The organism is Cellulomonas sp. NTE-D12 (assembly GCF_027923705.1).
Taxonomy (GTDB): domain Bacteria; phylum Actinomycetota; class Actinomycetes; order Actinomycetales; family Cellulomonadaceae; genus Cellulomonas.
This window is the reverse complement of the sequence record NZ_AP026442.1, coordinates 2,387,213-2,413,443: the sequence shown is the minus strand read 5'-3', so window position 1 is coordinate 2,413,443 and position 26,231 is coordinate 2,387,213. Positions and strand designations below refer to the sequence as shown.

Here is a 26,231-nt window from a genome sequence, read left to right as displayed (position 1 = left end):
GGGCCTCCTGGCGGTCGCGTCGGTCAGAGGGTGACGCCGGCGCGGCCCTTGAGGCCGAGCATGCGGCGGGCGTCGTCGGGGGTGGCGAGCGGTCGGCCGAGGTCCTCGACGACGGCCCGGATCTTGGCGACCTGCTGGGCGTTGCTCTCCGCCAGGCGTCCCTTGCCGATCCAGAGGCTGTCCTCGAGGCCGACGCGGACGTGGCCGCCGAGCCAGGCGCTGTGCGTGGCGAACGCCATCTGGTCGCGGCCGGCCGCGAACGCGGACAGCTGGTAGTCGTCGCCGAACAGCCGGTCCGCCGTCGCCACGAGGTGCGAGAGGTGGTCGTGGTGGGCGCCGATCCCGCCCAGGATGCCGAACACGCCCTGGATCAGCAGCGGCGGCTTCGCCAGGCCCTTCTCGACGAAGTACGCCAGCGAGTACAGGTGGCCGATGTCGTAGCACTCGTACTCGAAGCGCGTCCCGCCCTCGCCGAGCTCGCGCAGGGTGCGCTCGATCGACTCGAACGAGTTGACGAACGGCTTCGCGTACGTGCCGAGCACGTACGGCTTCTCCCACTCGTGCTTCCAGCTGGTCACCTTGTCGGCGATGCCGGAGTAGACGAAGTTCATCGAGCCCATGTTCAGGCTGGCCAGCTCGGGGCCGAACCGCCGGGCGGCCGCGAGGCGCTGGTCCATGCTCATCTGCGACGAGCCGCCGGTGGACAGGTTGAGCACCGCATCGGTGGCCTCGAGGATCGGCGGCACGATCCGCTCCCAGACCTCCGGCTCCCAGGCCGGCCGCCCGTCGTCGTGCCGGGCGTGCAGGTGGATGATCGCCGAGCCCGCCTGTGCCGCTCCGACGGCCGCCTGGACCACCTGCTCGGGCGTCAGCGGCAGGTGGTCGCTCTGCGAGGGGACGTTGACGGAGCCGGTGACCGCCGTGCTGATGACGACCTTCTCGGCCCTGCGCATCAGCGGCTCTCCTCGAGCCCCAGCAGGAAGGCGGTGTTCCGGCAGATCATCTGCCGGACGTCGGCCTCCTTGACCCCGTGGTCCAGCAGCTGGCCGATCACGTAGAGGTAGCCGTCCACGGGCAGCGGGTTGCCGACCTGCCCGAGGTCGGAGTCGATGACGGTGCGGTCCGGCCCGATCTTCTCGATCCAGTCGACGAGCTGGCTGATCGGGAAGCCGGGGGCGGTCACGGCCGGGTGGTACATCGACATCTCGTGCTCGACGAAGGCGCCGTAGCCCAGCAGCTCCTCCACGTCGGTGTCGGTGGCGCCGATGATGAAGTCCGGGTGGTGCAGCAGCAGCCGCCGCACGCCGGACGCCTTGGCCGTGGCGAAGAGCGCCTTCTGCGACTCCGCGTCGAGGTGCCCGCCGGTGAGCATGATCCCCGCGTCGGCCACCAGCTGCGTGACGCGCGCGGTGGCGGCGGAGACGTCGCCGGACTCGTCGAACACCGAGACGACGTCCTCCTCCAGCCCGGACCCGGCCGTCGGGAAGCCGTCGTCGTGGCTGTGCGCCTCGATGTGTCGTGCCGCGGAGACCGTGGGCCCCCACACGGCGCGGCCGCCCATGCGGATCGCGACCGCGACGGCGGACGGGTTGATGCCGCCGACCTCGGAGTTGAGCGCCACCCCGCCGTAGGCGGGCGTCGGTGCGTCCTTCAGCAGGTTCCGCATCGCGAGCAGGTCCATCACCGTGTTGTGGTGGTGCGACTTGATCAGGATCGCCCGCAGCCCGATCCGGGCTCCGTCGTACGAGGCCTCGACGTGGTCGAGGCGGCGCGGGAACGGGCTGGGCCCGGAGTGCGTGTGCAGGTCGACGGCGCCGTCGAGCACCTTGAGCAGAGCGGGTGACGGGCTGGTGGACTCCGTTGTCGCGGTCATCCGCGTGCCTCCAATGTTCGGATCGTGCGAATCGCGTTCACTATACGAAGCGAGGACGATGCCTGTCCATCAATCCGCAGGGGTTGATAGGGCGGGAGTCGTCATCTACTGTTCGTATCCCGAAGTCGCCAGTCGGAAGCCGAACAGAGTTGCGGCGGTCGCAGCAGGACCAGAGCCACGAGGAGGTGGGATGCCCGACGCAACCGGTGAGCTGGCAACCACCGACGAGGTGGTCCCGCTGGTGGACGTGGACAAGGGCGCGATCCAGTCCGTCGAGCGGGCGGCGATGATCCTGTCCCTGTTCGACCGGACGACGCCGTCGCTGTCGCCCGTGATCGTCTCCGAGCGCCTGGGGCTGAACCGCACCACCGCGCACCGGTACCTGCAGTCGCTGCAGGGCTCCGGCTTCCTCGACTCCGGCTACGGGCCCGGACCGCTCCTGGACCAGCTCGCCGCCTTCATCTCCGGTCGCCAGCAGATCCTGACGGTCGCGCCCCCGCTGATGCGGCAGCTCTCCGACAGCACCGGGCTGACCGTGGTGCTGAGCTTCCTGGGGCGCACCGGGGCGGTGGTCACCCTCGTGGAGGAGGCGGCCACCGGCGCGGTGGTGCTGACGGTGCGCGTCGGCACGGTGCTCGAGCTCAAGGCCGCGCAGTCGCGGGTGCTGCTCGCGTTCCAGTCCGACCCGGCGGTCGTCATCCGGATGCACGCGGCTCTCGACCCGCAGGAGATGCGCCGCGAGCGCGACGAGCTCGCCACGGTGCGCCGGGATCGGCTCGCCTGGGCGGACCTGGGCCGGATCGGGCTTGCGTCGGTGGCCGCCCCCGTGTTCGGCGTCCGCGACATCCAGGCGGCGGTGGCCCTGATCGGGACCACGGCCACCCTCTCGCCGGACGAGCGATCCGGCCGGCGTGTGCAGCTGCTGCGCGAGGCGGCCGAGAAGCTCAGCGCCCTCGTCACGCCGTAGACCGCAAGCCACGGTGGCTCCGCCAGAGCCGGTCCGTCGAACGAATCCCAAGGAGGACGAGGATGTCCAACGCCCGACCGCGACGGTGGCGGCCGCCGAGCGCCAGCTGGCTGCTGGTGGCGCCGGCGCTCGTGCTGGTGACAGCGATCCTCTTCGTGCCGCTGGGGGAGAGCTTCCTGCGCAGCGTCTCGAGCCCCACGTGGACGCTCGACAACTACACCGGGCTCTTCACGGACGGCGTGACGGTGAAGGTGCTCGTCCGGACGGCCCGGACCGCGGCCGAGGTGACCGTGGTCGCCTTCGCGCTCGGCTACCCCTACGCCTACCTGCTGACGCGCGTCGGGCCGCGGGCGAGAGCGGTGATGCTCGTCGTCGTCCTCGTGCCGTTCTGGACGTCCGTGATGGCGCGCAACTTCGCCTGGCTGCTCATCCTGCAGCGGGGCGGCCCCGTGCAGGCGGTGGTCTCCGCCCTTGGTGGGCACGTCACGTTCGTCGGCACCACTCTGGGGGTCACCATCGCGATGAGCCAGGTGCTGCTGCCGTTCATGGTGCTGCCGCTCTACAGCTCGCTGAGCGGGATCGACCGCCGGCTGCTGCTCGCGGCGCGCGGTCTGGGCTCGTCCCCGCTGGCCGCGTTCTGGAAGATCTACTGGCCGCTGTCCCGCGGCGGTGTCGTGGCCGGGCTCATCTTCGTCTTCACGCTGAGCCTCGGCTTCTACGTCACGCCCGCGCTGCTCGGCTCGCCGCAGCAGTCCCTGGTCGCGCAGCTGCTCGCCGAGCGCACCACGCAGCTCCTCGACTTCGCCGGCGCGGGTGCGCTGGGGATGCTTGGGCTGGTCGCCACTCTCGTGCTCGTCGCCTGGGCCAACCGCGTCGGCGGCACCATCTCCGCGATCGGCGTCGTCGCGACCAGCGGGACCAAGGAGAGCCGATGACCACCACCCCTGCCCTGAGCGGCACGCCCACCGCGAGCGCCGAGCCGGTGCTGGACCGGCCGCGCGTGCTCCGCCGCCGCAGGCACCGTGGCGTCGACCCGGTGCCGTGGTGGCTGGTGGTGATCGGCGTGCTGGTCGGTCTCTACTTCGTCCTGCCGACGGCGATCGTCATCCCGGTGAGCGTCGGCGGGGAGGGGGCGTTCAAGTTCCCCCCCAAGGTCTTCTCCCTGGACCTCTACCGACGGTTCTTCACCGACCCGCTGTGGCTGGGCTCCCTCGGGAACTCCGTGCTGGTGGCGGTGCTCGCGGCCCTGCTGGCCACCGCGGTCGGCACGGCGGCGGCCGTCGGCCTGCACCGGCTCACGGGCCGGACGGCCCGGTTCGTGCGCACGCTGCTGCTGGTGTCGATGGTGACGCCGTCGATCGTCATCGCGGTGGCGGTCTACGCGTCTTTCCTCCAGTGGCACCTGACGGGCTCGGTGACGGGCTACGTCCTGGCCCACGCCGCGATCGGCGTGCCGTTCGTCCTCATCTCGGTGACCAGTGCCCTGGGCGGATTCGACACGAAGCTGCTGCGCGCCTCCGCCTCCCTCGGCGCCTCGCCGGCGCGGACCTTCGTGCGCGTCACCATGCCGCTGATCGGCCGCGGGATCGCGACGGGGGCGGTGTTCGCCTTCGTCACCTCGTTCGACGAGGTGGTGATCGCGCTGTTCCTGCGCTCGCCCACGTTCCAGACCCTTCCGGTCCAGATGTACAACAGCGTCACCTACCAGCTCGACCCGACCATCGCGGCGTCGTCGAGCCTCGTCGTGGTGTCCGTGACGTTCTTCCTGCTGCTGCCCCAGCTGGTGCGCACCCGACGCCCGCGACGACAAGGAGACCCCCGATGACCCTCCAGTCCCCCCGCACGACGGCCCGCTCCCTCGACGCGCCCGGCGCCGCGTCCGACCTGACGGCGCGCGGCACCCAGATCCGCCTGGAGCACGTCACCAAGGACTACGGCATCGCGACCCTCGCGGTGGACGACGTGTCCCTGACGGTGGAGCCCGGCGAGTTCATGACCCTGCTGGGGCCGTCCGGGTCGGGCAAGACGACCACGCTCAACCTGATCGCCGGCTTCGAGACGCTCACCGAGGGCACCATCGCCTTCAACGGGCGGGACGTCGGCGCCCTCCCTCCGCACCGCCGCAACCTCGGCATGCTCTTCCAGAACTACGCGCTGTTCCCGCACATGACCGTGGTGCAGAACGTCGCGTACCCGCTGCAGGAGCGGCGGATGGACAAGGCGGAGATCCGTCGGAAGGTGGCCGAGGTCCTCGAGCTGGTCCAGCTGACCGGCCGCGACGACACGTACCCGGCCCAGCTCTCCGGTGGTCAGCAGCAGCGCGTCGCGCTGGCCCGGGCGATCGTCTTCAACCCCACGGCGCTGCTGCTCGACGAGCCGCTCGGGGCGCTGGACCGCAACCTGCGGGCGGCCCTTCAGACGGAGATCCGGCGCATCCACCGCGAGGTCGGCTCGACGTTCGTGTTCGTCACGCACGACCAGGAGGAGGCGATGAACCTGTCGGACCGCATCGCGCTGTTCCACGACGGGCGCATCGAGCAGGTCGGCACGCCCGAGCAGCTGTACCGCGAGCCGGAGACGCTGTTCACGGCGCGGTTCCTCGGCGACTCGAACGTCCTGGACATCGGCGGCGGGACGGCCGGGGACACGGCCCGCTGGGACGGACGCTCCGCCGGCTGGGACGGGCGCACGCTCGCGGTGGCGCCGACCACCGTGGCGGCCCATCCGGGGGTGCGGGAGCGCAGGGCGATCGTGGTGCGGCCCGAGGACCTCGGCATCGCCCTCGACCAGGCGGACGTGCCGCCGGGAGCGAACTGCGTCGCGGCGACGGTGCGCGACGTCGAGTTCATGGGGCCGTACCGGACGCTGCTGCTGAACCTCGGCTCCGTCGGTGCCCCGGGGCGTGCGCGCCTCGACGCGTTCGGTGCGGCGCTGTCGATCGGCGACCGGGTGCAGGCCTGGTGGATGCCGGAGCGGGCGCGCGTCGTCGCGGCGTGACGGGGACGCCGCGACGACGGCACGGTCGCCCGCGCGAGGCATGTTCTACATGTGAACACGGAATTCGCATCCCGCAACTCGAACGGACTGACCACTTGTCGCTGAGTGCGGCGCACCACTACACTGTTCATATCGCGTAGACGTCAGTTCGTATCGCGAACAGACGACGGCTCAGCCTCACGAAGCCCGTAGCCCGTCCGCGCAGCGGCCCAACGTCGGGTCGCCCACTATCCCTCGGACGGCGCGACGGCCCCGCAGCAGCCCTGGACCTGGAGGAAATGACGATGGTGTCCCGATCACGTACCAGCCTCGCGACCGCGGCGGCGACCGCCGCCCTGTGCCTCCTGGCGGCGTGCAGCACGCAGGTCCCCGCTCCCGGGGCGGGTGCCGGCACCGGCGCCGGCCAGGCGACGGGCACGGCAGGGGGCGGTGACAAGCCCGTCACGCTGACGTTCGTCGGCTACGGCGGCAGCGGCCAGGACGCGATGATCTCCGCCTGGCAGAAGCCGTACACGCAGGCCCACCCGAACGTCACGTTCGTCAACACCTCCCCGCCCGACGTGGCGCAGGTGAAGGCCCAGGTCGAGAGCGGCCGGGTCCAGTGGGACGTCCTGGCGACGGCGCCCTACGCGGCGGAGCAGAACTGCGGCACGCTCTTCGAGCCCCTGCAGCTCGACCTGTCCGCGGTCAAGGGCGACCTGGTCGACGGTGCCGTGGGCAAGTGCTACATCGGCAACTGGATCAATGCGACGCCGCTGGTCTACCGAACTGACGCCTTCCCGGCCGGAAAGGGTCCGAAGACGGTCGCCGACTTCTTCGACACCAAGAACTTCCCCGGCCGGCGTGGCATGGTCACCAACCTGCAGAACGGCATCCTGGAGTACGCGCTCCTCGGCGACGGCGTCGCGCCCGGGTCCCTCTACCCGCTGGACGTCGACCGGGCGCTGAAGAAGCTCGGCACGATCCGCAACGACACGACGTTCGCGCCGAACGTGGGCGCGCTGCAGCAGGCCGTCGCCTCCGACCAGGTGGACATGTTCTTCCTGCCGGACTCGCGCGTGGTGCCCCAGCTGGCGCAGGGCCAGAAGCTCACGGTGGTGTGGGACGTCACGGTCGCTTCGATCAACGCCTTCGCCATCCCGAAGGGGTCGGCGCACAAGGAGGCGGCGGAGCAGTTCGTGTCGAGCGTCGTGGAGCCGGCGCAGGTGGCCAAGATCTCCGAGCTGCTCGGCGTGGCGCCGATCAACAAGAAGGCGACGCCGAAGCTCGACGTGAATGCCGCGCAGGTGGAGGTCTTCGGGAAGGTGAACACCGGCAAGACAGTGATCCAGGACATCCCCTGGTACGCGAAGAACTTCAACGACGTGACCAAGAAGCTGACCAACTGGCTCGCGGGCTGAGCCGTCGGATGCTGACCGAAGCCGTGTCCCGGACCGCCGGAGATGTTCTCCATATGAAATACCATCCCGCCATGGCGAACAATGAGGCGGCCGAGGGCACGAGCTTCGACATCCAGTCCGTGTCCCGAGTCGGTCAGATCCTGGGCCTGTTCGGCCCCCACACCACGGAGCTGACGGCTCTGGACGTCGCCGAACAGCTCGGGCTGAACCGGACCACCGCCTATCGCTACTGCACGTCGCTGGTCACTGCCGGCATCCTGGAGAGGGGACGCCGCCGTGGTGGCTTCGTCCTCGGTGGCCTGATGCTGCAGCTCGGCATCCAGGCCCTCGGCCGGCGGCGCGTGGTCGACGTGGCCCCGCCGTACCTCGCGGAGCTCAGCACGGCGACCGGCATGACGGCCGTGCTCAGCCTGTGGGGCGCCCGCGGGCCGGTCGTCGCCCTCACCCAGGAGGACACGTCACGCTCCGTCGTGGTGACGGTCCACCCCGGGACGCTCCTGGACGTCACGGCGTCGCAGACGAGGGTGTTCCTCGCGCACCTGGCGGACCAGCACGTCGCCGAGCGGGTCCTGGCAGGGCTGTCGGAGGAGCAGCGGGCCGAGATGGAGGCGGCGATCTACACGGTGCGTCGAACCGGGTCGTGCGTCGTCGGCCTGCCGGACGGTCTGTTCGCAGCGGCGGCGCCCGTGTTCGACGAGGAGGGCATCTGCGCCACGTTGGCGGTGCTCGGCGCCGACCAGCTGGCCGGGGCGGAGCGGCGTGGACCCCTGGTCGCGACGTTGACCAGGAAGGCGGCCGAGCTCAGCGCTGAGCTCGGCGGCAGAGCCGAGGGGGGACCAGTTGCCGACCTACGATGACCTGGCCGCCGCGACGCCCCCGTTCTCCAGCTGGCAGGTCTTCGGCCCGGACGACCAGCTCGGCACCATCAACCACCTGACCCCCGAGAGGGTCGCGGCGGCCGCTCGCCTGGTGCGGACGGGCCGCCGGTTCGGGCTGGACTACCCCGTGACGGCGTTCGAGCCGTACCCCACGGGGACCCGCCGACCACTCGAGCACCACGTGTTCGCCAACAACGAGTTCCACCGCGACGACTGGCTGGACTCCTTCTACCTGCAGTCGTCCAGCCAGCTGGACGCCCTGCGCCACATCGGCCATCCCGTGCACGGCTTCTACGGCGGGCTCGCGGCCCAGGACAACACAGCGGACTCGACCGCTCTGGGCATCCACGCGTGGGCGGAGCGAGGGATCGTAGGACGGGGCGTGCTGCTCGACGTGCCGCGGTTCTTCGAGGAGGAAGGGGTCGAGTACCGCACGGCGTCCACGGTCGCGCTCGACGCGGCGATGCTCGACCGCATCGCGGCCGCCCAGGGCGTCGACTTCCACGGCGGCGACATGGTGCTGCTGCGCACGGGCTGGGCGGAGGACTACCTGCACCGGACACCGGAGCAGCGGGCCGCCACGCCGTGGCGGTTGTCGCCCGGGCTCGCCCAGCGCGAGGACGTGCTGCGGTGGCTCTGGGACCGCGAGGTGGCCCTGGTGGCCGCCGACAACCTGGCCGTGGAGGCCGATCCCGTGGTCGAGTCGGACTTCCGCGTTCCCGGCGAGGCGGCCCCCGAGAAGGGCGTGGACCACAGCGGCATGCTGCACCGGCCGCTCATCGCCCTGCTGGGGATGGCGGTGGGCGAGCTGTGGAGGCTCGACGAGCTCGCGGCGGACTGTGCGGCGGACGGTGTCCGGGAGTTCTTCCTCACCGTGAAGCCCCTTCACGTCATCGGCGGGGTCGGGTCGCCGCCCAACGCCATCGCGATCAAGTAGCGCCTACCGCCACCGCGCCCGTCGGCGCGGGGCGACCGCATCCGAGGAGATCCCCATGAGCACGTCAGCTGTGGGCACGCTGCGCCTGCCCGCACGTATCCATGTCGGTGAAGGCTCACGCGCCCAGCTGCCCACGCTGCTCGCCGGGTACGGGAGGCGTGCCCTCGCGCTGGTCGACCCGTACGTCGCCGGCACGCCGTTGTTCGCGGAGCTCCTCGGGGCGCTCCGAGGCGCCGGCCTGGAGGTGCGCGTGTCCACCGACGTGCAGCCGGAGCTGCCGGCGGCGTCGCTCGACGCCTCCGGTGACCTCGCGCGGGCCTACGCCCCGGACGTGATCCTGGCGGTCGGCGGCGGCAGCGTGCTCGACGCCGCCAAGCTGGTGGCGCTGCTCGCGGCGCACGGGGGTCCGCTGAACCGGTACTACGGCGAGAACGCGGTCCCCGGCCCGGTCACCCCGGTGGTGGCGGTGCCGACGACGGCGGGCACCGGGTCGGAGGTGACACCCGTCGCGGTGGTCTCGGACCCCGACCGGGAGCTGAAGGTCGGCATCTCCAGCCTGTACCTGGTGCCGGCGGCGGCCGTGGTGGACAGCGAGCTGGCACTGGGTGCGCCGGCCGGCGTCACCGCGCACTCCGGCATCGACGCGTTGGTGCACGTCGTCGAGTCGTACACGGCGGCCCCGCTGTCGCCGCCGTGGGACGGCGTGCTGCCGGTCTTCACGGGCCGGAACGTGTTCTCGGACACGATCGCGCTCGAGGCGGCAGGGCGGCTGGCCCGCTGGCTGCCCGTGGCCGTCCGCGACCCGCAGCACCGGGAGGCGCGGGCGAACCTGGCCTACGGCAGCCTGCTCGGTGGGATGTCGTTCGGCGCGACGGGCACGCACCTGTCGCACGCGCTGCAGTACCCGGTCGGCGCGCTCACGCACACCCCCCACGGTCTCGGCACCGGCCTGCTGCTGCCGTACGTGCTCGAGGCGATCCGCGGCGAGCAGGAGACGGACCGGCGGCTCGCCGAGCTGGGTGCGGCCCTGGGATCGTCGGCACCCTCCACGGCCGGGCGGGTCGACGACGCGATCTCGGCCATCGTCCGGATCAACGGCGAGATCGGGCTCCCCGGCTCCCTCGCCGACCTCGGCGTGACGGCCGACCAGCTGTCCCGCATCGCCGAGCTGGGCCTGGCGTCCGCGCGGCTCGTGGCGATCGCGCCCGTGCCGGTCACGCACGGGCTGCTGCTCGGCATCCTCGAACGCGCCCACGTGGGCGCCCTGCGCGAACGGAGCACCCGGTGAACCTTCTGACGGACCTCTTCATCGACGGCGAGTGGCGCCCCGGCTCGGAGGGCGACCGGTTCGACGTCGTGGACCCCTCGGACCTGTCGGTGCTCGCCCGGTTCGCGGTGGCCACGGAGGCGGACTGCATGGCGGCGGTCGACGCGGCGGCCGCAGCTCGGGAGTCGTGGGCGGCGACGGCGCCGCGCGCGCGCGGCGAGCTGCTGCGGGCCGCCTACGAGGTGCTGACGGACGAGGTCGAGCTGTTCGCCGAGATCATGGTGCGCGAGAACGGCAAGTCCTGGAGCGACGCCATGGGGGAGGCGGGCTACGCCAAGGAGTTCTTCCGCTGGTTCGCCGAGGAGGCCGTCCGGATCCCCGGGGACTACCGGCTGTCGCCGTCCGGGGACAAGCGCATCGTCGTCGACCGTCGCCCGATCGGCGTGAGCCTGCTGGTCACTCCGTGGAACTTCCCGGCCGCGATGGCCACCCGCAAGCTCGGTCCCGCGCTCGCAGCCGGGTGCACCACGATCCTGAAGCCCGCCCGCGAGACGCCGCTGACGGCCGCCTACGTCGTCGACGTGCTCCGCCGCGTCGGCGTGCCCAAGGGTGTGGTGAACCTCGTGACCCCGGTGCCGACCGGACCGCTGGTCGCGGCGATGCTCGCCCGTCCGGAGGTGCGCAAGCTCTCGTTCACCGGGTCCACGGAGGTGGGCCGTGCGCTGCTGCACGCCTGCGCCGACCGCGTGGTGAGCGCCTCGATGGAGCTGGGCGGCAACGCCCCCGTCGTCGTTCTGCCGGGAGCCGACCTGGACGTCGCGGTCGCCGGGTCCCTGCAGGCGAAGATGCGCAACGGCGGTTCCGCCTGCACCGCGGCGAACCGCTTCTACGTGCACGACTCGCTGCACGACGACTTCGTCGAGCGGGTGTCCGCCGAGCTGGCCGCGTACCGGGTGGGCTCCGGCCTGGACCGGGGCAACGACCTCGGTGCGCTGGTGTCCGTCGCGGAGCGGGACAAGGTCGCCTCGCTCGTGGACTCGGCGGTGGCCGAGGGCGCCACCGTCGTCACCGGGGGATCGGCGCCGCAGGGCGGTGCGTTCTACGCGCCGACGCTGCTCACCGGGGTGCGGCACGGGTCCGCGATCACCACCCAGGAGATCTTCGGGCCCGTCACCTCGGTGGTCCGCTACCACGACGTGGACGAGGCCGTCCGGATGGCCAACGACACCGAGTACGGGCTGATGGCGTACGTCTTCGGCGAGGAGCGCGACGCGGTGGCCGTCGCGCGGCGGCTCGAGTCGGGGATGGTCGCCGTCAACCGCGGCGTGGTCAGCGACCCGGCGGCACCGTTCGGCGGGGTGAAGCAGAGCGGCCTGGGCCGCGAGGGCAGCTCCGAGGGGATCCTGGAGTACCTCGAGGAGCAGTACATCGCGCTGACCGCCTGAGCAGGGGCGGCCGGTGCGATGAACCGCTCAGCCGATGGCGCGCAGGACGATCGCGCTGCCCTGGCCGCCGCCGCCGCAGATGCCGGCGGCACCCAGCGGGGCGTCCGGGCCGGACTCCTGAAGGGCGACGAGCTGCCTTGCCAGCGTCCCGACGATCCGGGCGCCCGACGCGCCGATCGGGTGGCCGAGCGCGATGGCCCCGCCCCAGGGGTTGACGATCGCGGTGTCCACGCCCAGCTGCGCCGTGGAGTGCACGGCGACCGCCGCGAACGCCTCGTTGATCTCCACCGCCCGCAGGTCCGCGGGGGTCGCGCCCACGCGAGCCAGGGCGGTGCGGATGGCGGCGGCGGGCTGGCCGTGCAGCCGCACGTCCGGACCGGCGACGAGGGCGTGCGCCTCGACCGTGGCCAGCCCGGTGATGCCCCGGTCGGCCGCAGCCTGCGAGGTCATGAGAACCAGTGCCGCCGCGCCATCGGTGACCTGGGAGGAGTTGCCGGCGGTGATCGTGCCGTCGAGGCGGAACGCCGGGCGCAGGGCGGTCAGCGACTCCACCGTGGTGCCGGGTCGCACACCGTCGTCGGTCGTGACGCTGGTGGGGCGACGCCCACCCACCTCGACAGGCGTGATCTCCGGGGCGACCAGGTCGCGCGACGCCTCCGCCCGCTGGTGCGAGAGCGCCGCCCAGGCGTCCTGCGAGGCACGGTCCAGCCCGAGGTCGGTGTTGCCGTCCTCCGTCGAGGCGCCCATGGACCTGTGCTCGAAGGCATCGGTCAGACCGTCGTGCTCGAGGGTGTCGAGCAGCTCGACCGCGCCGTACCGGGCACCGGCACGGGCGCCGGGCCAGGCGTGCGGCGCCAGGGACATCGACTCCATGCCGAGCGCGACGACGATCTGCGCCTCGCCGGACGCGAGCAGCGCGGCGGCCGCCGCGACGGCCTCGGTGCCGGACAGGCAGACCGCGTTGAGCGTCAGCGCCGGGACGGTCAGCGGGATGCTGGCGGCGACGGCTGCCTGGCGGGCGGGGTTCTGACCGGCACCACCCTGGAGCACCTGACCGGCGACCACGCGGTCCACCTCGTGCGGGTCCACCCCGGCCCGGGCGAGCGCCGCCCGGACGGCCGCCGCTCCGAGCTCGACCGCCGGGACGCTCGCGAGCGCGCCGGTGTAGCGAGCGAACGGCGTACGTGCGTACCCGGCGACGACGACGCTCATGAGAGGTCCTCGCGGAACGGCGCGCCGGTGAGGGCGCGCAGCTCGTCGACCGTGTGGCCGGGCGCGACCCGGCGCAGCACCAGGCCGTCGTCCGTGACGTCAAGCACCGCGCGGTCCGTGATGATCCGGTCGACGACGCCGACCCCGGTGAGCGGCAGGTCGCACCGCTCGACGATCTTGGGCGAGCCGTCCTTGGCGACGTGCTCGGTCAGCACGATCACCCGCGGCGTGCCGGCGACCAGGTCCATCGCGCCACCCATCCCCTTGACCAGCCTGCCCGGGATGGTCCAGTTGGCCAGGTCGCCGGTCGCGGAGACCTGCAGGGCGCCGAGGACGGCCGTCTGCACGTGGCCGCCGCGGATCATCCCGAACGAGGTCGCCGAGTCGAACACCGAGGCGCCGGGCAGCAGCGTCACCGTCTGCTTGCCGGCGTTGATCAGGTCGGCGTCCTCCTCGCCCTCGTACGGGAACGGACCCATGCCGAGGATCCCGTTCTCGCTCTGCAGGACGACGCGCACCCCCTCCGGCAGGTGGTTCGCCACGAGGGTCGGAATGCCGATGCCGAGGTTCACGTACTGCCCGTCCTCGAGCTCCTGGGCGGCCAGGGCCGCCATCTGCTCACGCGTCCACACGGTGCCGCACCGTCCGCTGCTCGATGTCCTTGTCCGCGATCTCCACGCGGACCAGGCGCTGGACGAAGATCCCCGGGGTGTGCACGTCGTCGGGGTCCAGGAAGTCCGCCTCGATCGTCTCGGCCTCGGCGACCGTCACCCGCCCGGCCGTCGCGACGAGGGGGTTGAAGTTGCGCGCCGTGCGCCGGTAGCGGAGGTTGCCCTGGCCGTCGGCGCGGTGGGCGCGCACCAGCGCGAGGTCGGCGACGATCCCGCGCTCGAGGATCGCGCGGACCCCGTCGAACGTCGCCTCGTCCTTGCCGTCCGCCACCGGGGTGCCCACCCCGGTCGGCGTGTAGAACGCCGGGATGCCCGCGCCCCCGGCGCGCAGCCGCTCGGCCAGCGTGCCCTGCGGGACGAACTCCACGTCCAGCGACCCGTCGAGGTACTGCTCCGCGAACCGCTTGTTCTCACCGACGTAGGACGCGAGCACCCGGCGCACCTGACCCGCCTCGAGCAGCAGGCCGAGGCCCTTGCCGTCCACGCCCATGTTGTTGCTGACCAGCGTCAGGTCGCGCACGCCGGTGTCCCGCAGCGCGGTGATCAGGCTCGTCGGGTTCCCCGAGAGGCCGAACCCGCCGACGGCGACGGTCATGCCGTCGTGCACGACGTCCGCGAGGGCCTGCCGGGCGCTGGGCCACACCTTCGGTGGCGGTCCGGCGGGACGCGGGTCGGGCGGCGGCGTCGTGGTCAGAGCGGCTGGCTGGATCGACATGGCACCCCTTCGTGTCCACGATGCGGCCGGCGGCCGTACCGCTTCGCACGGTAGGCAGGAGGGAGATGACCATGTCGGGATCGGCCCACCCCGTGGCCAGGGGGCAGCGCCCCGTCCACAATGTGGCGACAGCGGCGACCGTGGACGGGGCGCAGGTGGTGGGCCGCATCGCGGCCGTGCTGAGGGCCGTCAGCGCGGCGATGCCGGGAGGCCTGACCACCGCCGAGGCTGCCGCCGCGACGGGCCTCGCCCGCTCGACGGCCCACCGACTGCTGACCGCGCTGGTCGCCGACGGCTTCCTCGACCGCGAGGCTGACGACGGCCGCTGGTGCCTGGGACCCGAGCTGTACCTGATGGGCACCGTGGCCGCCGAGCGCTACGACGTGACCGGCGTGGCCAGGGCCGCGGTGCGGTCGCTGGCTGCGGCGACGGGGGAGAGCGCCTTCTTCTCGGCACGGCGGGGGGACGAGACCGTGTGCCTGCTGCGCGAGGAGGGCAGCTTCCCCATCCGGTCGTTCGTGCTCTACGAGGGCATCCGGTTCCCGCTCGGGGTCGCCTCCGCCGGTCTCGCCCTGCTGGCGCACCTGCCGGGCGCCGAGGTGGACCGGTACCTGGACGGCCGGGGCGATGCGTTGGCAGACCAGTTCGGGGCCGCGCACACGGCCGACGCCATCCGCCGGCGAATCGCCATGACGCGTCGCGTGGGCTACGCCGTCAACCCCGGGCTGATCGTCGAGGGGAGCTGGGGGATGGGCGCCGCCGTCTTCGACCGTACCGGCGCACCCGCCTGGGCCTTGAGTCTGACCGGGATCGAGCCGCGGTTCTCCGCATCGCGTCGCCCCGAGCTGGGGCGCCTGCTCCTCGAGCACGCCCATGCCGTGGGAGCGCGTCTGGCGCAGCGGCACTGACCGGGTGACGGGCGCGGCGTGGTTCCTGGTTCGCACTCGGCGTGCGACTGGGGCAGCGGTCGGCAGGGCTAGGACCTGCTGGCCCGCCGTCGGGCCTCTAGCCCGTCGAGCAGGCGCGACAGGCCGTACGCGTAGACGCCGTCGAGGTCGAACTCCACGTCCTCCTGCGAGACGTAGCGGAGCCCCGGCGCGTCAGCCTGCGTGCGCCACGTCCGCACGTCGCCGTGCGCGCGTACCCAGTCGTCCGCGCCCACCCCCGTGTCGGACACCGCCTGCTGCTCGGCGGACCGGGCGAGAGCCATGCCGCGCACGTAGCCGAACAACATCACGTGCGCCGCGAGCGCCTCCGCCGCGGGGAGGCCCATCGCCCGCAGGGTGCTCAGCGACCACTCGGCGATCGGCATGACGGACGGGATCGGGTGGGGGCGGCTGAGCGAGAAGACCTCGGCCGCCCACGGGTGCCGCGCGAACGCAGTCCAGAAGACGTGGGCGACGGTCTCGAGGCGCGGGCGCCACGCCGTCACGGGGAGCTCGGGCAGCGCCACGTCGGCGAAGACGCTGTCGACCATGTGCAGGGTCAGAGCCTCCCGGCCCCTCACGTGCCGGCCGAGCGTCACCGTCGCGACGCCCAGCTGCGCCGCCACCCGGCGCATCGTCACCAGGGGCAGCCCGTCGGCGTCGGCGATGCCGACGGCGGTCTCGACGATCTGCTGAAGCGTCGGCTCGGCGGGGGTCGCGGGGGTCAGGTGCGTGGTGCCTCGAGCTCCGCGACGGACGACGGTGCCGCTGCCGCGGACGGAGTCGACCAGGCCCTCGGAGCGCAGCGCCTGGAGCACCTTCGTGGCCGTCGCCATCGCCACGCCCCACTCCCGGACGATCTGACGCGTCGACGGCACCCGCGCGCCCTCTGCGATCCGACCGCTGCGGATCTCGGCCGCGATCGAGTCGGCGACGCGCACGTAGGTCGGCGGTTCCGGCATCACCCCTCCAGGTGCACTAGTACGGACGGCGCCGCCGGGGGCGGACCATCCGCCCAGCGCATCGAAGCGCACTACGTGCCGCCCGTGCAGCAGGAGCGGGCCCGGAGCGACTGCGTACGGTGCCCGCAGGTCGGCAGACGACCTCCCCTTCTGACGTGAGGACACCCATGACGAGCATGACGGCCCAGGTGGCGACGTCCGCCGACGGCACGCGGATCGAGTACCTCACCACGGGGAGGGGGCCCGGGCTGATCGCGGTCCCCGGGGCGCTCTCGACGGCCGAGACGCTCGGCCCGCTCGCGGGCCACCTCGGCGAGCGGTACACGGTGCACGTCGTGCAGCGTCGCGGCCGCGGTGGCAGCGGTCCGCAGGGCGATCGGTACGGCATCGAGCGCGAGCTCGAAGACCTCGAGGCGGTGCGCGAGCAGACCGGGGCGCGCCTGGTGTTCGGCCACAGCTACGGCGGCCTGGTCGCGCTGAGGTTCGCGTGCGGCAACGCCGCGCTCGACGGGGTCGCCGTCTACGAGCCGGGGGTGTCCGACGGCGGGTCGATCCCCGTCGGGTGGATCGACCGCACGCAGCACGAGCTCCAGGAGGGCGAGCCGTTCGAGGCGTTCCTGACGTTCGTTCGCGGCACCAACCCCGAGCAGTCCGGCCGCGTGCCGCGCTGGTTCCTGCGGGCGATCCTGCGCCTGGCGATCCGCGCTGACGCGCGGCGCCGGATGCTCTCGCTGATGCCCGAGGCCGTCCGCGAGCACGTCGAGGTGGGACGGTTCGACTCGCGGACGGACGACTACTCCGCGATCAGCGCGGCCACCCTCGTCATGCGGGGCAAGGGCTCCGCGACGAGCGGCACGGCGGTCACCCTGGGCCGCCTCGCCGACGTGATCCCGCGGGGCCACGCGCTACGGCTCGACGGTCTGGACCACTTCGCGCCCGAGAAGCGGCCCGATCGGGTGGCGGACGCCGTCCAGCGGTTCTTCGGAGGTCGGTGGGCCGAGAGCCCGGTGAGCAGAAGGCCGAGGTAGCCGAGGGCCGCGGCGAGGTTCCAGAGGCACGCCCAGCCGGCGTCGGGCCGCGGGGACCAGCCGCTCGGGGTGACTTCCTGGTCACTTGTCCAGAACTCCTTCGCTCACGTGAACGGCCGCCGATGGGTAGTTCGAGGGACCCTCGTCCACAGGTCCCCGAACGGGGGGATCCGTGGAACGGCCGGCGTCCGGGGCAGGTGTTCCGCGTGATGTCGTGTCGCGGGGACGGGCGGTGCTGGCCCGGCGTGGGCAGACGTCGCCGCCTGAGCCGCCGGACACCGTCGTCCCGGCCCCACGTCCGCAGCAGGACGTCGAGCGGGCGGACGCCGCGCGAGCCGGTGGACCGGCGGAGACCGGGGCGTTCGCGCGGCTGGCCGGGCTGACGGTCTTCGGCCTCGCGGCTGTCGCAGGGACGCTGCTCCTGATCACGGCGAGCGCGATCGGCAACCCGGTGCAGATGGCACCCCTGGAGGGTCATCTGCTCGGCCTGTGGCGGGTGCTCTACGCGACCGAGGCGCCGTCGGTGCCGGTGGCGCTCGCGGCCGTGGCGCTCGCGGTGCTGCTGGCGGTGGGTGTCGCGGTCGTCGAGCTGCGGATCGCCAACCGAGCGCGTCGCTCCGCCGACGGCCTGGGACATCCGCTCGCCCCGAAGCCGGTGATGGCCCGGACCGAGGGTGTCTTCGCCGGACCGGTGACCGTCACCGTGCTCATCCCGGCGCACGACGAGGAGGCGTCCCTGCCGCAGACCCTCGCCTCGCTGGTGGACCAGCCCCGCCCGCCCGAGCGGATCGTGGTGATCGCGGACAACTGCACCGACGCGACCGTGCAGGTCGCGCGCCGTGCCGGTGTCGAGGTGGTCGAGACGGTCGCGAACACCCAGAAGAAGGCCGGCGCGCTCAACCAGGTGCTGCGCGAGGTGCTCCCCGGGCAGGGCGACAACGACGTGGTCATGGTGGTGGACGCGGACACCCGCCTGGCCCCGGGGTTCCTCGAGGCGGCGGTCGCGCAGTTCACGGCCGACCGGGCGCTGATGGCTGTGGGGGGCCTGTTCTACGGCGAGGAGGGTGCCGGGGTGCTGGGCCAGTTCCAGCGCAACGAGTACAGCCGGTACAGCCGGGACATCCGTCGGCGCCGGGGACGGGTGTTCGTCCTGACGGGAACCGCGTCGATGTTCCGACCTGCGGCCCTGCGGACCGTGGCGGAGAACCGCGGCACCTCGTTGCCCGGCACGCCGGGGGACGTGTACGACACGGCCGCGCTGACCGAGGACAACGAGCTGACCATCGCGCTGAAGTCCCTCGGCGCGCTGATGATCTCGCCGGCCGCCTGCACGGTGGTCACCGAGGTGATGCCGACGTGGCGGGCGCTGTGGCGACAGCGGCTGCGGTGGCAGCGCGGCGCGCTGGAGAACCTCGCGGCCTACGGGTTGACCCCCACCACGTTCCGGTACTGGTCGCAACAGCTCGGCATCGGGTACGGGGTGATGGCGCTGGGCGCGTACGTGCTGCTCATCGCGCTGACGGTGCTGTCCGTCGATCGGTGGGTCTGGTTCCCGTTCTGGATGGGCATGGGGGTGCTCTTCGCCGTGGAGCGGGTGGTCACGGTGTGGGCAGGCGGCTGGCGGGCTCGTGCGCTCGCGGCGCTGCTGCTGCCCGAGCTGGTGTTCGCCGCCTTCCTCGACGTGGTGTACGTGCGCGGCGTCGTCGACATCCTGCTGGGCCGACGCGCCGGGTGGAACCACGTGGTGCACACCGCCCCTCTCCCGGCGCCCACGGCCGACGTCCCGGTGGGGGTGGCGCGGTGACGGCCGTCCACGCGGCGATGCTCCCGGTGGGGGTGCTGCTGCCGGAGCGCCTGCTGCACTCGTCGGGCTTCGAGATCCTGGCGACGTTCGTGGCCCTCAACACGCTGATGTACGCCACGCTCGCGCTGCTCAAGGTGCTGCCGAAGGGTGAGGCGCTGCGCCGGTGGACGTCGCGGCAACGAGACCGGGTGGCCGCCGGGGTCCCGCACCGGCCGACGGGCTCGGGCGTGCCGGGGCGGGTCTCGCGGCCCCGCGGTCGGGACCGGCGCGCCGCGGACCGGAGCATCTACGCGGGCCTGCCCGCGTCAGCCGTCTCGGGGTCGCAGCCCGCCGGATCCCGGGCCGCCACCTCGGACCGGTAGGCGGGCAACCGTCCTCGGTCAGGGCCTGCGGCGCCGCGCGGCCGCCGGCACCACGAGCGCGGCGGCCGTCAGCACGGCCAGGGCGATCAGGACGGCGCCGTCGCGCATCGCCTCGGCGTAGGTGCCGGAGACAGCCAGGACCAGGCTCATGCCGAGCGCCCCGCCGAGCTGGTGGGCTGAGCTGACCACGCCGGAGGTGGCGCCGGCCTGCGTCCGGTCGACGCGGGCGATGCCGGACGCCGTGAGCGGTCCGAATGCCAGCCCCTGGCCGGCACCGATCAGCACCATGGGCAGGGCGACGCCCGGCAGGTACGTGCTGCTCGGACCGACCAGACCGAGAGCCGCGGTGCCGACGGCCGCCAGCGCCAGCCCGGTGACCAGGAGCACCGTGGCGGGCGCCCGACGCTGCAGCCGGGCGACGGAGACCGCGACGGCGAAGCTCGCAGTGGTCATCGGGAAGAAGCCGAGCCCCGCGGCGAGCGCCGACCAGCCGAGGTGGGTCAGGAGCGGAAGGCGTCCCAGAGGCCGAGCAGGTACTGGGTGCCCAGCGCCCGGTCGTACAGGCCGTAGCCCGGCCGCGGCCGACGGGTCGTGTTCTCGTCCCACAGGTGCCGACCGTGGTCGGGCCGCACGTAGCCGGTGAAGCCCGCCTCGGCGTAGGCCTTCATGATCCCGATCGTGTCGACGGAGCCCTCGGAGGCGCGGTGGCCGACCTCCGTGAAGCTGCCGCCGGGCAGGTGCTTGATGTTGCGGACGTGCGTGAAGTGGATGCGGTCCATGAACGTGCGCACCGCGTCCACGGCATCGGCCTCGGGATTCGACGAGAAGCTGCCCAGGCACAGCGTCAGGCCGTTGTAGACGCTGTCGTTCAGGGACAGCACGGTTGCCAGGTCGTCCTTCGTGGAGACCACGCGCGGCCAGCCGAACAGGTCGAAGGCCGGGTCGTCCGGGTGGACGCCGAGCTTGACGTCGTACTCCTCGCAGGTGGGGATCACCGCGTCGAGGAAGTACTTGTAGTGCGCGTACATGTCCCCGTGCGTCACGCCTTGGTAGGCCTCGTTCAGCTCCGCGAAGTGCGCGAGGCGCTCGGGCTCCCAGCCGGGCATCGTCAGGGCGCCCGTGCCGGCGGCCATGTCGGCGATCAGCTTCTCCGGGGTCAGCCCGTCGACGACCTTCTGGTCGTAGAACAGGGCGGTCGACCCGTCCGGCAGCGGGTGGAACAGGTCGGTGCGCAGCCAGTCGAAGACGGGCATGAAGTTGTAGCAGACGACCTTCACGCCGGCCCGGCCCAGGCGCTCGATCGTCGTGACGTAGTTCGCGATCGCCTCGTCGCGGCTCATGCCCAGGACTGTGGTGCCGAGCTTGATCGACTCGTGCACGTTGACCGACTCGACCACCTCCGCGTCGAGCGTCTTGGTGACGCCCCGAGCCCGGTGCTCGTCGGTCAGCCCGGTGATCGTCGCGATCTCCGCCGCGATCTCCGCCTCCTCCCACACCTCGCCGGCCTGCTTGTGGTGCAGCGACCAGACGACGGTCTGCACGCCGGGGATCTGGCGGATGTCGTCGAGGGAGACGGTGTCGTTCCCCTCGCCGTACCAGCGGAAACCCATCTTCATGTCCGCTCCTGTGCGGGTAGGTCACCGGACGGTGCCGGCGAGCGCGTCGGTCGACCGGCCGGCTCCCGCGGCGACGGTGCGGCGGCCTGACGGAGCACGGACGACCGGTGCCGATACTGCCCCGAACGGACGGCCCGGGGCCAGGCGCCGCACGCGGACGCCGTCGTGCGCCTGCACATGGTCGGCGCGACACCTGCGCCGGACGTACCCAGCCGGCTCCTCGCGCCCCGACAGGAGCCTCAGACCCGGCACCTAGACTCCGCGCGTGGACCACATCAGCTACTTCCAGGCCATCGTCATCGGGCTGCTGCAGGGCGTGACCGAGCTGTTCCCCATCTCGAGCCTGGGTCACTCGATCCTGGTGCCGGCGTGGATCGGGGGAAGCTGGACGGCGCTGGTGACGGACCAGTCGAAGGCCGAGTCGCCCTACCTGGCGTTCATCGTGGCGCTGCACGTGGCGACCGCCCTCGCGCTCGTCGCCCTGTTCTGGCGGGACTGGGTCGGCATCGTCCGCGGGTTCTTCACCTCGCTGGTGCACCGGCGCATCGAGACCACGCACGAGCGGCTCGCCTGGCTGATCGTGGTCAGCACCATCCCGGCGGGGCTCCTCGGCCTGGTGCTGGAGCACCCGCTGCGCACGCTGTTCGCCAAGCCGCTGTTCGCCGCGGTGTTCCTCACCCTGAACGGCCTGGTGCTGTTCGCCGCCGAGCGGCTGCGCCGGCGCGCGCCGAGGCACCGGCCGGCACCCGACGCGGTCGACGCGGAGGGCCCTGTGCCGGGTCTGGACGTCGCGATGACGCAGCAGGTGAGCGTGCGGGACGCCGGCGTGATCGGCCTGTTGCAGAGCGGCGCGCTGCTGGCGGGTATCAGCCGGTCCGGCATCACCATGGCGGGCGGTCTGCTGCGCGGGCTGACGCACGAGGAGGCCGTGCGGTTCGCCTTCCTGCTGGCGACGCCGATCATCCTCGCGGCCGGCGTCCTCAAGGTGCCGGACCTGATGGGACCGCTCGGCGAGGGCATCCGGGCGCAGAGCCTGGCCGGCGCCGGGGCGGCGTTCGTGGCGGCGCTCGCGGCGGCGACGTTCCTGCAGCGGTGGTTCAAGACGAGGACGCTCACGCCCTTTGCCGTGTACTGCCTGGTGGCCGGGGTGCTGTCGATCGTCCGGTTCGCCTGAACGGTGCTCGCTCGGCGGTCGGCACGGCATCCGGACGTCCCGGCGTGCCGGACGCGGCCGGACGTACGGTGACCTGCGAGACGATCGACGGACGGAGGCGGCGGCCGTGAGCCCGCTGGAGACCGGGCGGTTCAAGGACCTGTTCCGTGGGCACCCCGCAGGCGTGGCCGTGGTCGGGCTGCGGGGACCGGGCGGTGCCTTGGTGGGGCTGACCGTCACCTCGGTGATCTCGGTCTCCGCCGAACCGCCGATCCTGGCGTTCTCGATCGCGTCGACGTCGTCGTCGTGGCCGGCGGTGCAGGCGGCCCGGACGCTGGCCGTCAGCTTCCTCGCCGACGACCAGCACGAGCTCGCGGCGCGGTTCGCCCGGCACGGCATCGACCGGTTCGCCGACGGCGGCTGGCGCCTGCTGCCGACCGGCGAGCCGGTGATCGAGGGCGCCGTGGCCTGGATCGAGGGCGAGGTGGTGCAGCGCGCGCCGGTGGGCAGCAGCTACCTGGTGGCGGTGCTCGCGCAGCAGGCCTCCGACCGTGGGGACGGGCACCCCCTGGTCTACCGGGACCGGACGTACCACCGGCTGCGCGAGCGTCGCGAGCCGTGAGGAGGTGCTCCGGCCGGGCGTCGTCCGGTCGGTGCCGGGTAAGGTCGGGGCGCCCGCAGGGGAACCCGGGCCCGTCGAGCAGAGGGCAGAACGCGTGCGAAGGCTTCTCGGCACACTGACCGGCAAGGCGGTCGCCGCCGCCGTGCGGCTGCGCGGGCGCAGCGCGGGGCAGGCGATGCCGGGCCGGGTGGTCGAGCGGCTGGTGCCGGGATACCTGGCCGCCGTGCTCGGTCAGCTGCCGCGTGGCGTGGTGATGGTGACCGGCACCAACGGCAAGACCACCACCACCAAGATGGTGGTCGAGGTGCTGCGGGCCAACGGGCTGCGTGTGCTGACCAACGCGACCGGCAGCAACATGACGCGCGGCATCATCAGCAGCGTCAGCCAGCAGGCGCACCTGACCGGCCGGCTGCCGTTCGACATCGCGGTGTTCGAGCTGGACGAGGCCTACGCCCCCCAGGTGGCGGCCGCCGCCCCGCCGGCGTGGGTGCTCGCGCTGAACGCCAGCCGCGACCAGCTGGACCGGTTCGGTGAGGTGGACACCGTCGCGCGGCTGATCACCAGCGCCATGCGCGCCGCGGGCACCGGCGTGGTGGTCAACGGCGACGACCCCCGGCTCTCCTCCGGCGCCCCGACCACAGGGGTGCGCGTGGAGCGGTTCGGCGTGGCACCGGAGCTGCTGCGGTACTTCCCGCGGGACGACGAGCTGGTGCGCACCGGAACCGGTGCGGCGACGCACATGGCGCCCGCCACCGTGACGGGTGAGCTCGAGAAGGCGGCCCCGGTCCCGCCGGCGCCGGGGGTCGAGCTGCTCGCGTTCGACGGCGACCGTGCGCGATACCGGGTGGGTGACCAGGAGCTCGACGCGCGGCTGCAGGTCACCGGTCAGCACAACTTCCAGAACGGCGCCGCCGCGCTGGCGCTGGTGCACGCCCTGCTGCCGGACGTCCCGGTGCGCACGCTGGTGGACCAGCTGGCCGACGTGCGGCCCGCATTCGGCCGGGGCCAGGTGTACACGCTGCCGGGCGGCGCCCACGTGCAGCTGAACCTGGTGAAGAACCCGGCGAGCTTCCGGCAGGGGCTGGCCTCCTACGTGCGGGAGGGGACGACCGTCGTCGTCGCCGTGAACGACCTGGTCGCGGACGGGCGGGACCTGTCCTGGCTGTGGGACGTGGACTTCTCGCCGCTGGCCGGGCGGGAGGTGGCGATGACCACGGGGATCAGGGCGGTCGACATGGCCCTGAGGCTGCGGTACGACGACGTGCCCGTCGGGCGCATCGAGCCGGACCTCGAGGCGGCGGTGGGCGTCATCGCCGGCACGCCGGGGGAGACCGTGGTCTTCTCCACGTACACCGCCATGCTGCGGCTGCACACCATGCTCTCGGCGTCGGCCGTGAAGGGGACGGTGACCGCACGATGACGCTTCACCTGGTGCACCTGTACCCCGACGAGATGAACACGTACGGGGACCGTGGCAACCGGCTGACGCTGCTGCAGCGAGCCCGGTGGCGGGGGCTGGACCCGGTGGTGCACTTCGTCGGCATCGGTGACGACCTCCCGGACGAGACCGACCTGGTGCTGGGCGGCGGCGGACAGGACTCGGCCCAGGCGGACATCCAGGCGGACGTGCTGCGCAAGGGCGACCGGCTGCACCAGCTGGTGCAGGACGGCGTGCCGATGCTCATGGTGTGCGGCACGTACCAGCTGCTCGGCCGGCGGTTCCGTACGCACGAGGGCGAGGAGATCGCCGGCATCGGCGTGTTCGACGTGGAGACCATCGGCGGTGACCGACGGCTGATCGGCAACGCGGCGGTGCAGACCGAGGCGTTCGGCACGCTGTACGGCTTCGAGAACCACAGCGGCCGCACCCGGCTGGGCGCCGGCCAGGAGGCGCTGGGCCGGGTGCTGCGCGGCAACGGGAACAACGGGGAGGACGGCACCGAGGGCGCCCGGACCGTCAACGCGATCGGCACCTACCTGCACGGCCCCTTGCTGCCGGCGAACCCCGTGCTGGCGGACGCCCTGCTGTCCCTGGCGCTGGCGCGACGCGGTGAGCCGGCGGAGCTCGAGCCGATCGACGAGCCGCTGGTCGAGCGGTCCCGCGCGGAGGCGGCGAGCCGGGGGTACTGACCGACCGGGTACGGGCGACCGGTTGGCATCGGCACGCCGGAGGAGGACGCTGGAACCAGGACTCGCGCAGTGCGTGAGCAGGGAGTCAGCGATGACGACGACACCCGTTCCCCCGGCCGGACCGGCCCTCGAACCGTCCGGCGGCACACCCCCTCGCGGCCCGGTGCAGGCGGCGCTCGCGGCCCTCGTGGCCGACGGCACGCTGAGCCGTGCCCAGGCGGACGCGGTGCTGACCGCGATCGCCCGTTCGGAGGCCGCTCCGCCCGGCACCGCGCCCATGGCGGCGGCGCCGGCCGCGGTCGCTGCTGCGTCACCCGCGGCGTCCGTCGCGGCGCCGGTCGCGCGGCCGGTGCCCGCGTGGCGCGGGCGGCTGCTCGAAGCGGGGGTGTACCTCGGCAGCGTCTTCGTGCTGGCGGCCGTCGCGCTGGTGGTGCAGCAGTCCTGGTCGACGATCTCGCGCGGCACGCAGCTGCTGCTCGCCGGTGGCCTCACCGCGGTGGCAGCGGTGGCCGGGCTGCTGGTCGGCTGGCCGGTGCGACCGCAGCGGGCCGGCGCCGACCCCCGGCACGCCGTGCGACGGCGGTCCGCGAGCGTGGTGCTCACCCTCGCCGTCGCCCTGGCCGCGGCCACCACGGTGCTCCTGGTCCGGGAGGCGCGGTGGTCCGGCGTCGCGGCCGCCGGTGTCGCGCTCGTCCTGATGCTCGCCGTGCACCTGGTGGCGCCGAGCGTGGTGGTCGAGCTGGCGGTGTTCGTCGCGGGCGCCGCTCTGATGGGGATGGTCCCGGACGCCGTGTGGCCGGCGCCGCGGGTCGATGGCCCGGACGCCACCTACGACTTCGCGCGGACCGACCTGACGAGGGGTCTGCTGCTGTTCGGGTACGGGGTGGTCTGGGCGTGGCTGGTGTCGCGCCGGCTGCCGCACCGACACCTCGGTGTGGCGCTCGGGCTGGTCGCGGCGGTGATCGGTGCCCCGACCACCGCCGGTCGGGGGATGCCCGTGGCGGCCGCCCTGCTCGGCGTCCTCGCCGTCGCCGCCGTGATCACCTACCTGCGCGACCCGTTGTGGGCGTGGATGGTCGGCGCGGTCGGCGCCGCGTTCCTCGCCGTCGTGCTGATCGGGAACCGGACGATGGGGCCCGCGCTGACCTTCCTCGTGGCCGGTGTGGTGCTGCTCGGCGGGACCGCGGCGGCGGTGGTCGTGGGCCGCCGTCGGGCGGCTCGGGCCGGCGACCGCGGGGCGCCCTGACGGGCGACCCGGGCCCGGTG

At 72.9% G+C, this 26,231-nt stretch carries 26 protein-coding genes; 18 read left to right on the top strand and 8 right to left on the bottom strand.

What is annotated here, in order from left to right:
• Positions 1-23: 23 nt before the first annotated feature.
• Together kce and QMF98_RS11125 are read right to left on the bottom strand one after the other, a co-directional pair.
• Positions 24-953, bottom strand: a complete 930-nt coding sequence (gene kce / locus QMF98_RS11130; RefSeq protein ID WP_337973107.1) for a 3,5-dioxohexanoate:acetyl-CoA acetone transferase — start codon at positions 951-953, stop codon at positions 24-26.
• Positions 953-1,873, bottom strand: coding sequence for a DUF6282 family protein (locus QMF98_RS11125; RefSeq protein WP_337973106.1), 921 nt, complete (start codon positions 1,871-1,873; stop codon positions 953-955). The genes kce and QMF98_RS11125 overlap by 1 nt, the downstream gene beginning before the upstream one ends.
• Before the next feature lie 190 nt (positions 1,874-2,063).
• Between QMF98_RS11125 and QMF98_RS11120 the strand changes: the two genes are divergently transcribed.
• From QMF98_RS11120 to QMF98_RS11080, 9 genes are all read left to right on the top strand, one after another.
• A complete protein-coding gene (locus tag QMF98_RS11120; RefSeq protein WP_337973105.1) occupies positions 2,064-2,840 on the top strand; it encodes an IclR family transcriptional regulator in 777 nt (258 codons plus the stop codon).
• A 62-nt stretch (positions 2,841-2,902) separates the two neighbouring features.
• On the top strand, positions 2,903-3,775 hold the full coding sequence (locus tag QMF98_RS11115) for an ABC transporter permease (RefSeq protein WP_337973104.1): 873 nt from the start codon (positions 2,903-2,905) through the stop codon (positions 3,773-3,775).
• On the top strand, positions 3,772-4,665 hold the full coding sequence (locus QMF98_RS11110) for an ABC transporter permease (protein WP_337973103.1): 894 nt from the start codon (positions 3,772-3,774) through the stop codon (positions 4,663-4,665). The genes QMF98_RS11115 and QMF98_RS11110 overlap by 4 nt, the downstream gene beginning before the upstream one ends.
• On the top strand, positions 4,662-5,837 hold the full coding sequence (locus QMF98_RS11105) for an ABC transporter ATP-binding protein (RefSeq protein WP_337973102.1): 1,176 nt from the start codon (positions 4,662-4,664) through the stop codon (positions 5,835-5,837). Before QMF98_RS11110 ends, QMF98_RS11105 begins: the two co-directional genes overlap by 4 nt.
• A 287-nt stretch (positions 5,838-6,124) precedes the next feature.
• Complete coding sequence (locus QMF98_RS11100) at positions 6,125-7,237, top strand: extracellular solute-binding protein (RefSeq protein WP_337973101.1); 1,113 nt, start codon at positions 6,125-6,127, stop codon at positions 7,235-7,237.
• A 71-nt stretch (positions 7,238-7,308) separates the two neighbouring features.
• Positions 7,309-8,094, top strand: a complete 786-nt coding sequence (locus tag QMF98_RS11095; RefSeq protein WP_337973100.1) for an IclR family transcriptional regulator — start codon at positions 7,309-7,311, stop codon at positions 8,092-8,094.
• Entirely contained in the window at positions 8,078-9,052 is a 975-nt protein-coding gene (locus tag QMF98_RS11090; RefSeq protein ID WP_337973099.1) for a cyclase family protein, read from the top strand. Before QMF98_RS11095 ends, QMF98_RS11090 begins: the two co-directional genes overlap by 17 nt.
• 55 nt (positions 9,053-9,107) lie before the next feature.
• Positions 9,108-10,340 (top strand): iron-containing alcohol dehydrogenase, encoded by a 1,233-nt coding sequence (locus tag QMF98_RS11085; RefSeq protein WP_337973098.1) that lies wholly within the window; start codon positions 9,108-9,110, stop codon positions 10,338-10,340.
• The gene (locus QMF98_RS11080) at positions 10,337-11,764 is read left to right on the top strand and encodes an NAD-dependent succinate-semialdehyde dehydrogenase (RefSeq protein ID WP_337973097.1); all 1,428 of its coding nucleotides are present in this window, start codon (positions 10,337-10,339) and stop codon (positions 11,762-11,764) included. The genes QMF98_RS11085 and QMF98_RS11080 overlap by 4 nt, the downstream gene beginning before the upstream one ends.
• Positions 11,765-11,791: 27 nt before the next feature.
• Here QMF98_RS11080 and QMF98_RS11075 read toward each other — a convergent pair whose 3' ends face one another.
• The 3 genes from QMF98_RS11075 to QMF98_RS11065 are packed head-to-tail and all read right to left on the bottom strand — an operon-like array spanning position 11,792 to position 14,242.
• Entirely contained in the window at positions 11,792-12,976 is a 1,185-nt protein-coding gene (locus tag QMF98_RS11075; RefSeq protein WP_337973096.1) for an acetyl-CoA C-acyltransferase, read from the bottom strand.
• Entirely contained in the window at positions 12,973-13,590 is a 618-nt protein-coding gene (locus tag QMF98_RS11070) for a CoA transferase subunit B (protein ID WP_337975609.1), read from the bottom strand. The genes QMF98_RS11075 and QMF98_RS11070 overlap by 4 nt, the downstream gene beginning before the upstream one ends.
• A gap of 4 nt (positions 13,591-13,594) precedes the next feature.
• Positions 13,595-14,242, bottom strand: coding sequence for a CoA transferase subunit A (locus QMF98_RS11065; protein ID WP_337975608.1), 648 nt, complete (start codon positions 14,240-14,242; stop codon positions 13,595-13,597).
• Between the two features lie 191 nt (positions 14,243-14,433).
• Between QMF98_RS11065 and QMF98_RS11060 the strand changes: the two genes are divergently transcribed.
• Entirely contained in the window at positions 14,434-15,270 is an 837-nt protein-coding gene (locus QMF98_RS11060) for an IclR family transcriptional regulator (protein ID WP_337973095.1), read from the top strand.
• Positions 15,271-15,338: 68 nt separating this feature from the next.
• Here the strand turns inward: QMF98_RS11060 and QMF98_RS11055 are convergent, their stop codons facing one another.
• The gene (locus QMF98_RS11055; RefSeq protein ID WP_337973094.1) at positions 15,339-16,250 is read right to left on the bottom strand and encodes a TetR/AcrR family transcriptional regulator C-terminal domain-containing protein; all 912 of its coding nucleotides are present in this window, start codon (positions 16,248-16,250) and stop codon (positions 15,339-15,341) included.
• 167 nt (positions 16,251-16,417) lie between these two features.
• On the opposite strand from QMF98_RS11055, the gene QMF98_RS11050 reads away from it, so the two are divergent.
• From QMF98_RS11050 to QMF98_RS11040, 3 genes are all read left to right on the top strand, one after another.
• Entirely contained in the window at positions 16,418-17,278 is an 861-nt protein-coding gene (locus QMF98_RS11050) for an alpha/beta fold hydrolase (protein ID WP_337973093.1), read from the top strand.
• Positions 17,279-17,492: 214 nt separating this feature from the next.
• The gene (locus QMF98_RS11045) at positions 17,493-19,082 is read left to right on the top strand and encodes a glycosyltransferase family 2 protein (protein ID WP_337973092.1); all 1,590 of its coding nucleotides are present in this window, start codon (positions 17,493-17,495) and stop codon (positions 19,080-19,082) included.
• A complete protein-coding gene (locus QMF98_RS11040) occupies positions 19,079-19,444 on the top strand; it encodes a hypothetical protein (RefSeq protein ID WP_337973091.1) in 366 nt (121 codons plus the stop codon). Before QMF98_RS11045 ends, QMF98_RS11040 begins: the two co-directional genes overlap by 4 nt.
• An 18-nt stretch (positions 19,445-19,462) precedes the next feature.
• Here the strand turns inward: QMF98_RS11040 and QMF98_RS11035 are convergent, their stop codons facing one another.
• Together QMF98_RS11035 and QMF98_RS11030 are read right to left on the bottom strand one after the other, a co-directional pair.
• Positions 19,463-19,897, bottom strand: coding sequence for an MFS transporter (locus QMF98_RS11035; protein ID WP_337973090.1), 435 nt, complete (start codon positions 19,895-19,897; stop codon positions 19,463-19,465).
• A 47-nt stretch (positions 19,898-19,944) separates the two neighbouring features.
• Positions 19,945-21,060, bottom strand: a complete 1,116-nt coding sequence (locus QMF98_RS11030; protein ID WP_337973089.1) for a mannonate dehydratase — start codon at positions 21,058-21,060, stop codon at positions 19,945-19,947.
• Between the two features lie 265 nt (positions 21,061-21,325).
• Here QMF98_RS11030 and QMF98_RS11025 point away from each other — a divergent pair, with 265 nt between their 5' ends.
• The 5 genes from QMF98_RS11025 to QMF98_RS11005 all read left to right on the top strand — a co-directional run bounded on the left by QMF98_RS11025 (position 21,326) and on the right by QMF98_RS11005 (position 26,211).
• A complete protein-coding gene (locus QMF98_RS11025; protein ID WP_337973088.1) occupies positions 21,326-22,234 on the top strand; it encodes an undecaprenyl-diphosphate phosphatase in 909 nt (302 codons plus the stop codon).
• A 106-nt stretch (positions 22,235-22,340) separates the two neighbouring features.
• Positions 22,341-22,835 carry a flavin reductase family protein gene (locus QMF98_RS11020; RefSeq protein WP_337973087.1) on the top strand — a complete coding sequence of 165 codons (495 nt, stop codon included), beginning with the start codon at positions 22,341-22,343 and terminating at the stop codon, positions 22,833-22,835.
• Positions 22,836-22,929: 94 nt separating this feature from the next.
• Positions 22,930-24,255 (top strand): Mur ligase family protein, encoded by a 1,326-nt coding sequence (locus tag QMF98_RS11015; protein WP_337973086.1) that lies wholly within the window; start codon positions 22,930-22,932, stop codon positions 24,253-24,255.
• On the top strand, positions 24,252-24,965 hold the full coding sequence (locus tag QMF98_RS11010) for a type 1 glutamine amidotransferase (protein ID WP_337973085.1): 714 nt from the start codon (positions 24,252-24,254) through the stop codon (positions 24,963-24,965). Before QMF98_RS11015 ends, QMF98_RS11010 begins: the two co-directional genes overlap by 4 nt.
• A gap of 91 nt (positions 24,966-25,056) precedes the next feature.
• Positions 25,057-26,211 carry a hypothetical protein gene (locus QMF98_RS11005; RefSeq protein WP_337973084.1) on the top strand — a complete coding sequence of 385 codons (1,155 nt, stop codon included), beginning with the start codon at positions 25,057-25,059 and terminating at the stop codon, positions 26,209-26,211.
• Positions 26,212-26,231: the final 20 nt, after the last annotated feature.

Excerpts from the sequence above, each read along its gene's own strand:
- kce (WP_337973107.1), bottom strand. The coding sequence starts at position 953 with ATGCGCAGGGCCGAGAAGGTCGTCATCAGCACGGCGGTCACCGGCTCC.
- QMF98_RS11125 (WP_337973106.1), bottom strand. The coding sequence starts at position 1,873 with ATGACCGCGACAACGGAGTCCACCAGCCCGTCACCCGCTCTGCTCAAG.
- QMF98_RS11120 (WP_337973105.1), top strand. The coding sequence starts at position 2,064 with ATGCCCGACGCAACCGGTGAGCTGGCAACCACCGACGAGGTGGTCCCG.
- QMF98_RS11115 (WP_337973104.1), top strand. The coding sequence starts at position 2,903 with ATGTCCAACGCCCGACCGCGACGGTGGCGGCCGCCGAGCGCCAGCTGG.
- QMF98_RS11110 (WP_337973103.1), top strand. The coding sequence starts at position 3,772 with ATGACCACCACCCCTGCCCTGAGCGGCACGCCCACCGCGAGCGCCGAG.
- QMF98_RS11105 (WP_337973102.1), top strand. The coding sequence starts at position 4,662 with ATGACCCTCCAGTCCCCCCGCACGACGGCCCGCTCCCTCGACGCGCCC.
- QMF98_RS11095 (WP_337973100.1), top strand. The coding sequence starts at position 7,309 with ATGGCGAACAATGAGGCGGCCGAGGGCACGAGCTTCGACATCCAGTCC.
- QMF98_RS11085 (WP_337973098.1), top strand. The coding sequence starts at position 9,108 with ATGAGCACGTCAGCTGTGGGCACGCTGCGCCTGCCCGCACGTATCCAT.
- QMF98_RS11075 (WP_337973096.1), bottom strand. The coding sequence starts at position 12,976 with ATGAGCGTCGTCGTCGCCGGGTACGCACGTACGCCGTTCGCTCGCTAC.
- QMF98_RS11070 (WP_337975609.1), bottom strand. The coding sequence starts at position 13,590 with ATGGCGGCCCTGGCCGCCCAGGAGCTCGAGGACGGGCAGTACGTGAAC.
- QMF98_RS11065 (WP_337975608.1), bottom strand. The coding sequence starts at position 14,242 with ATGACCGTCGCCGTCGGCGGGTTCGGCCTCTCGGGGAACCCGACGAGC.
- QMF98_RS11060 (WP_337973095.1), top strand. The coding sequence starts at position 14,434 with ATGTCGGGATCGGCCCACCCCGTGGCCAGGGGGCAGCGCCCCGTCCAC.
- QMF98_RS11055 (WP_337973094.1), bottom strand. The coding sequence starts at position 16,250 with ATGCCGGAACCGCCGACCTACGTGCGCGTCGCCGACTCGATCGCGGCC.
- QMF98_RS11050 (WP_337973093.1), top strand. The coding sequence starts at position 16,418 with ATGACGAGCATGACGGCCCAGGTGGCGACGTCCGCCGACGGCACGCGG.
- QMF98_RS11035 (WP_337973090.1), bottom strand. The coding sequence starts at position 19,897 with ATGACCACTGCGAGCTTCGCCGTCGCGGTCTCCGTCGCCCGGCTGCAG.
- QMF98_RS11030 (WP_337973089.1), bottom strand. The coding sequence starts at position 21,060 with ATGAAGATGGGTTTCCGCTGGTACGGCGAGGGGAACGACACCGTCTCC.
- QMF98_RS11010 (WP_337973085.1), top strand. The coding sequence starts at position 24,252 with ATGACGCTTCACCTGGTGCACCTGTACCCCGACGAGATGAACACGTAC.
- QMF98_RS11005 (WP_337973084.1), top strand. The coding sequence starts at position 25,057 with ATGACGACGACACCCGTTCCCCCGGCCGGACCGGCCCTCGAACCGTCC.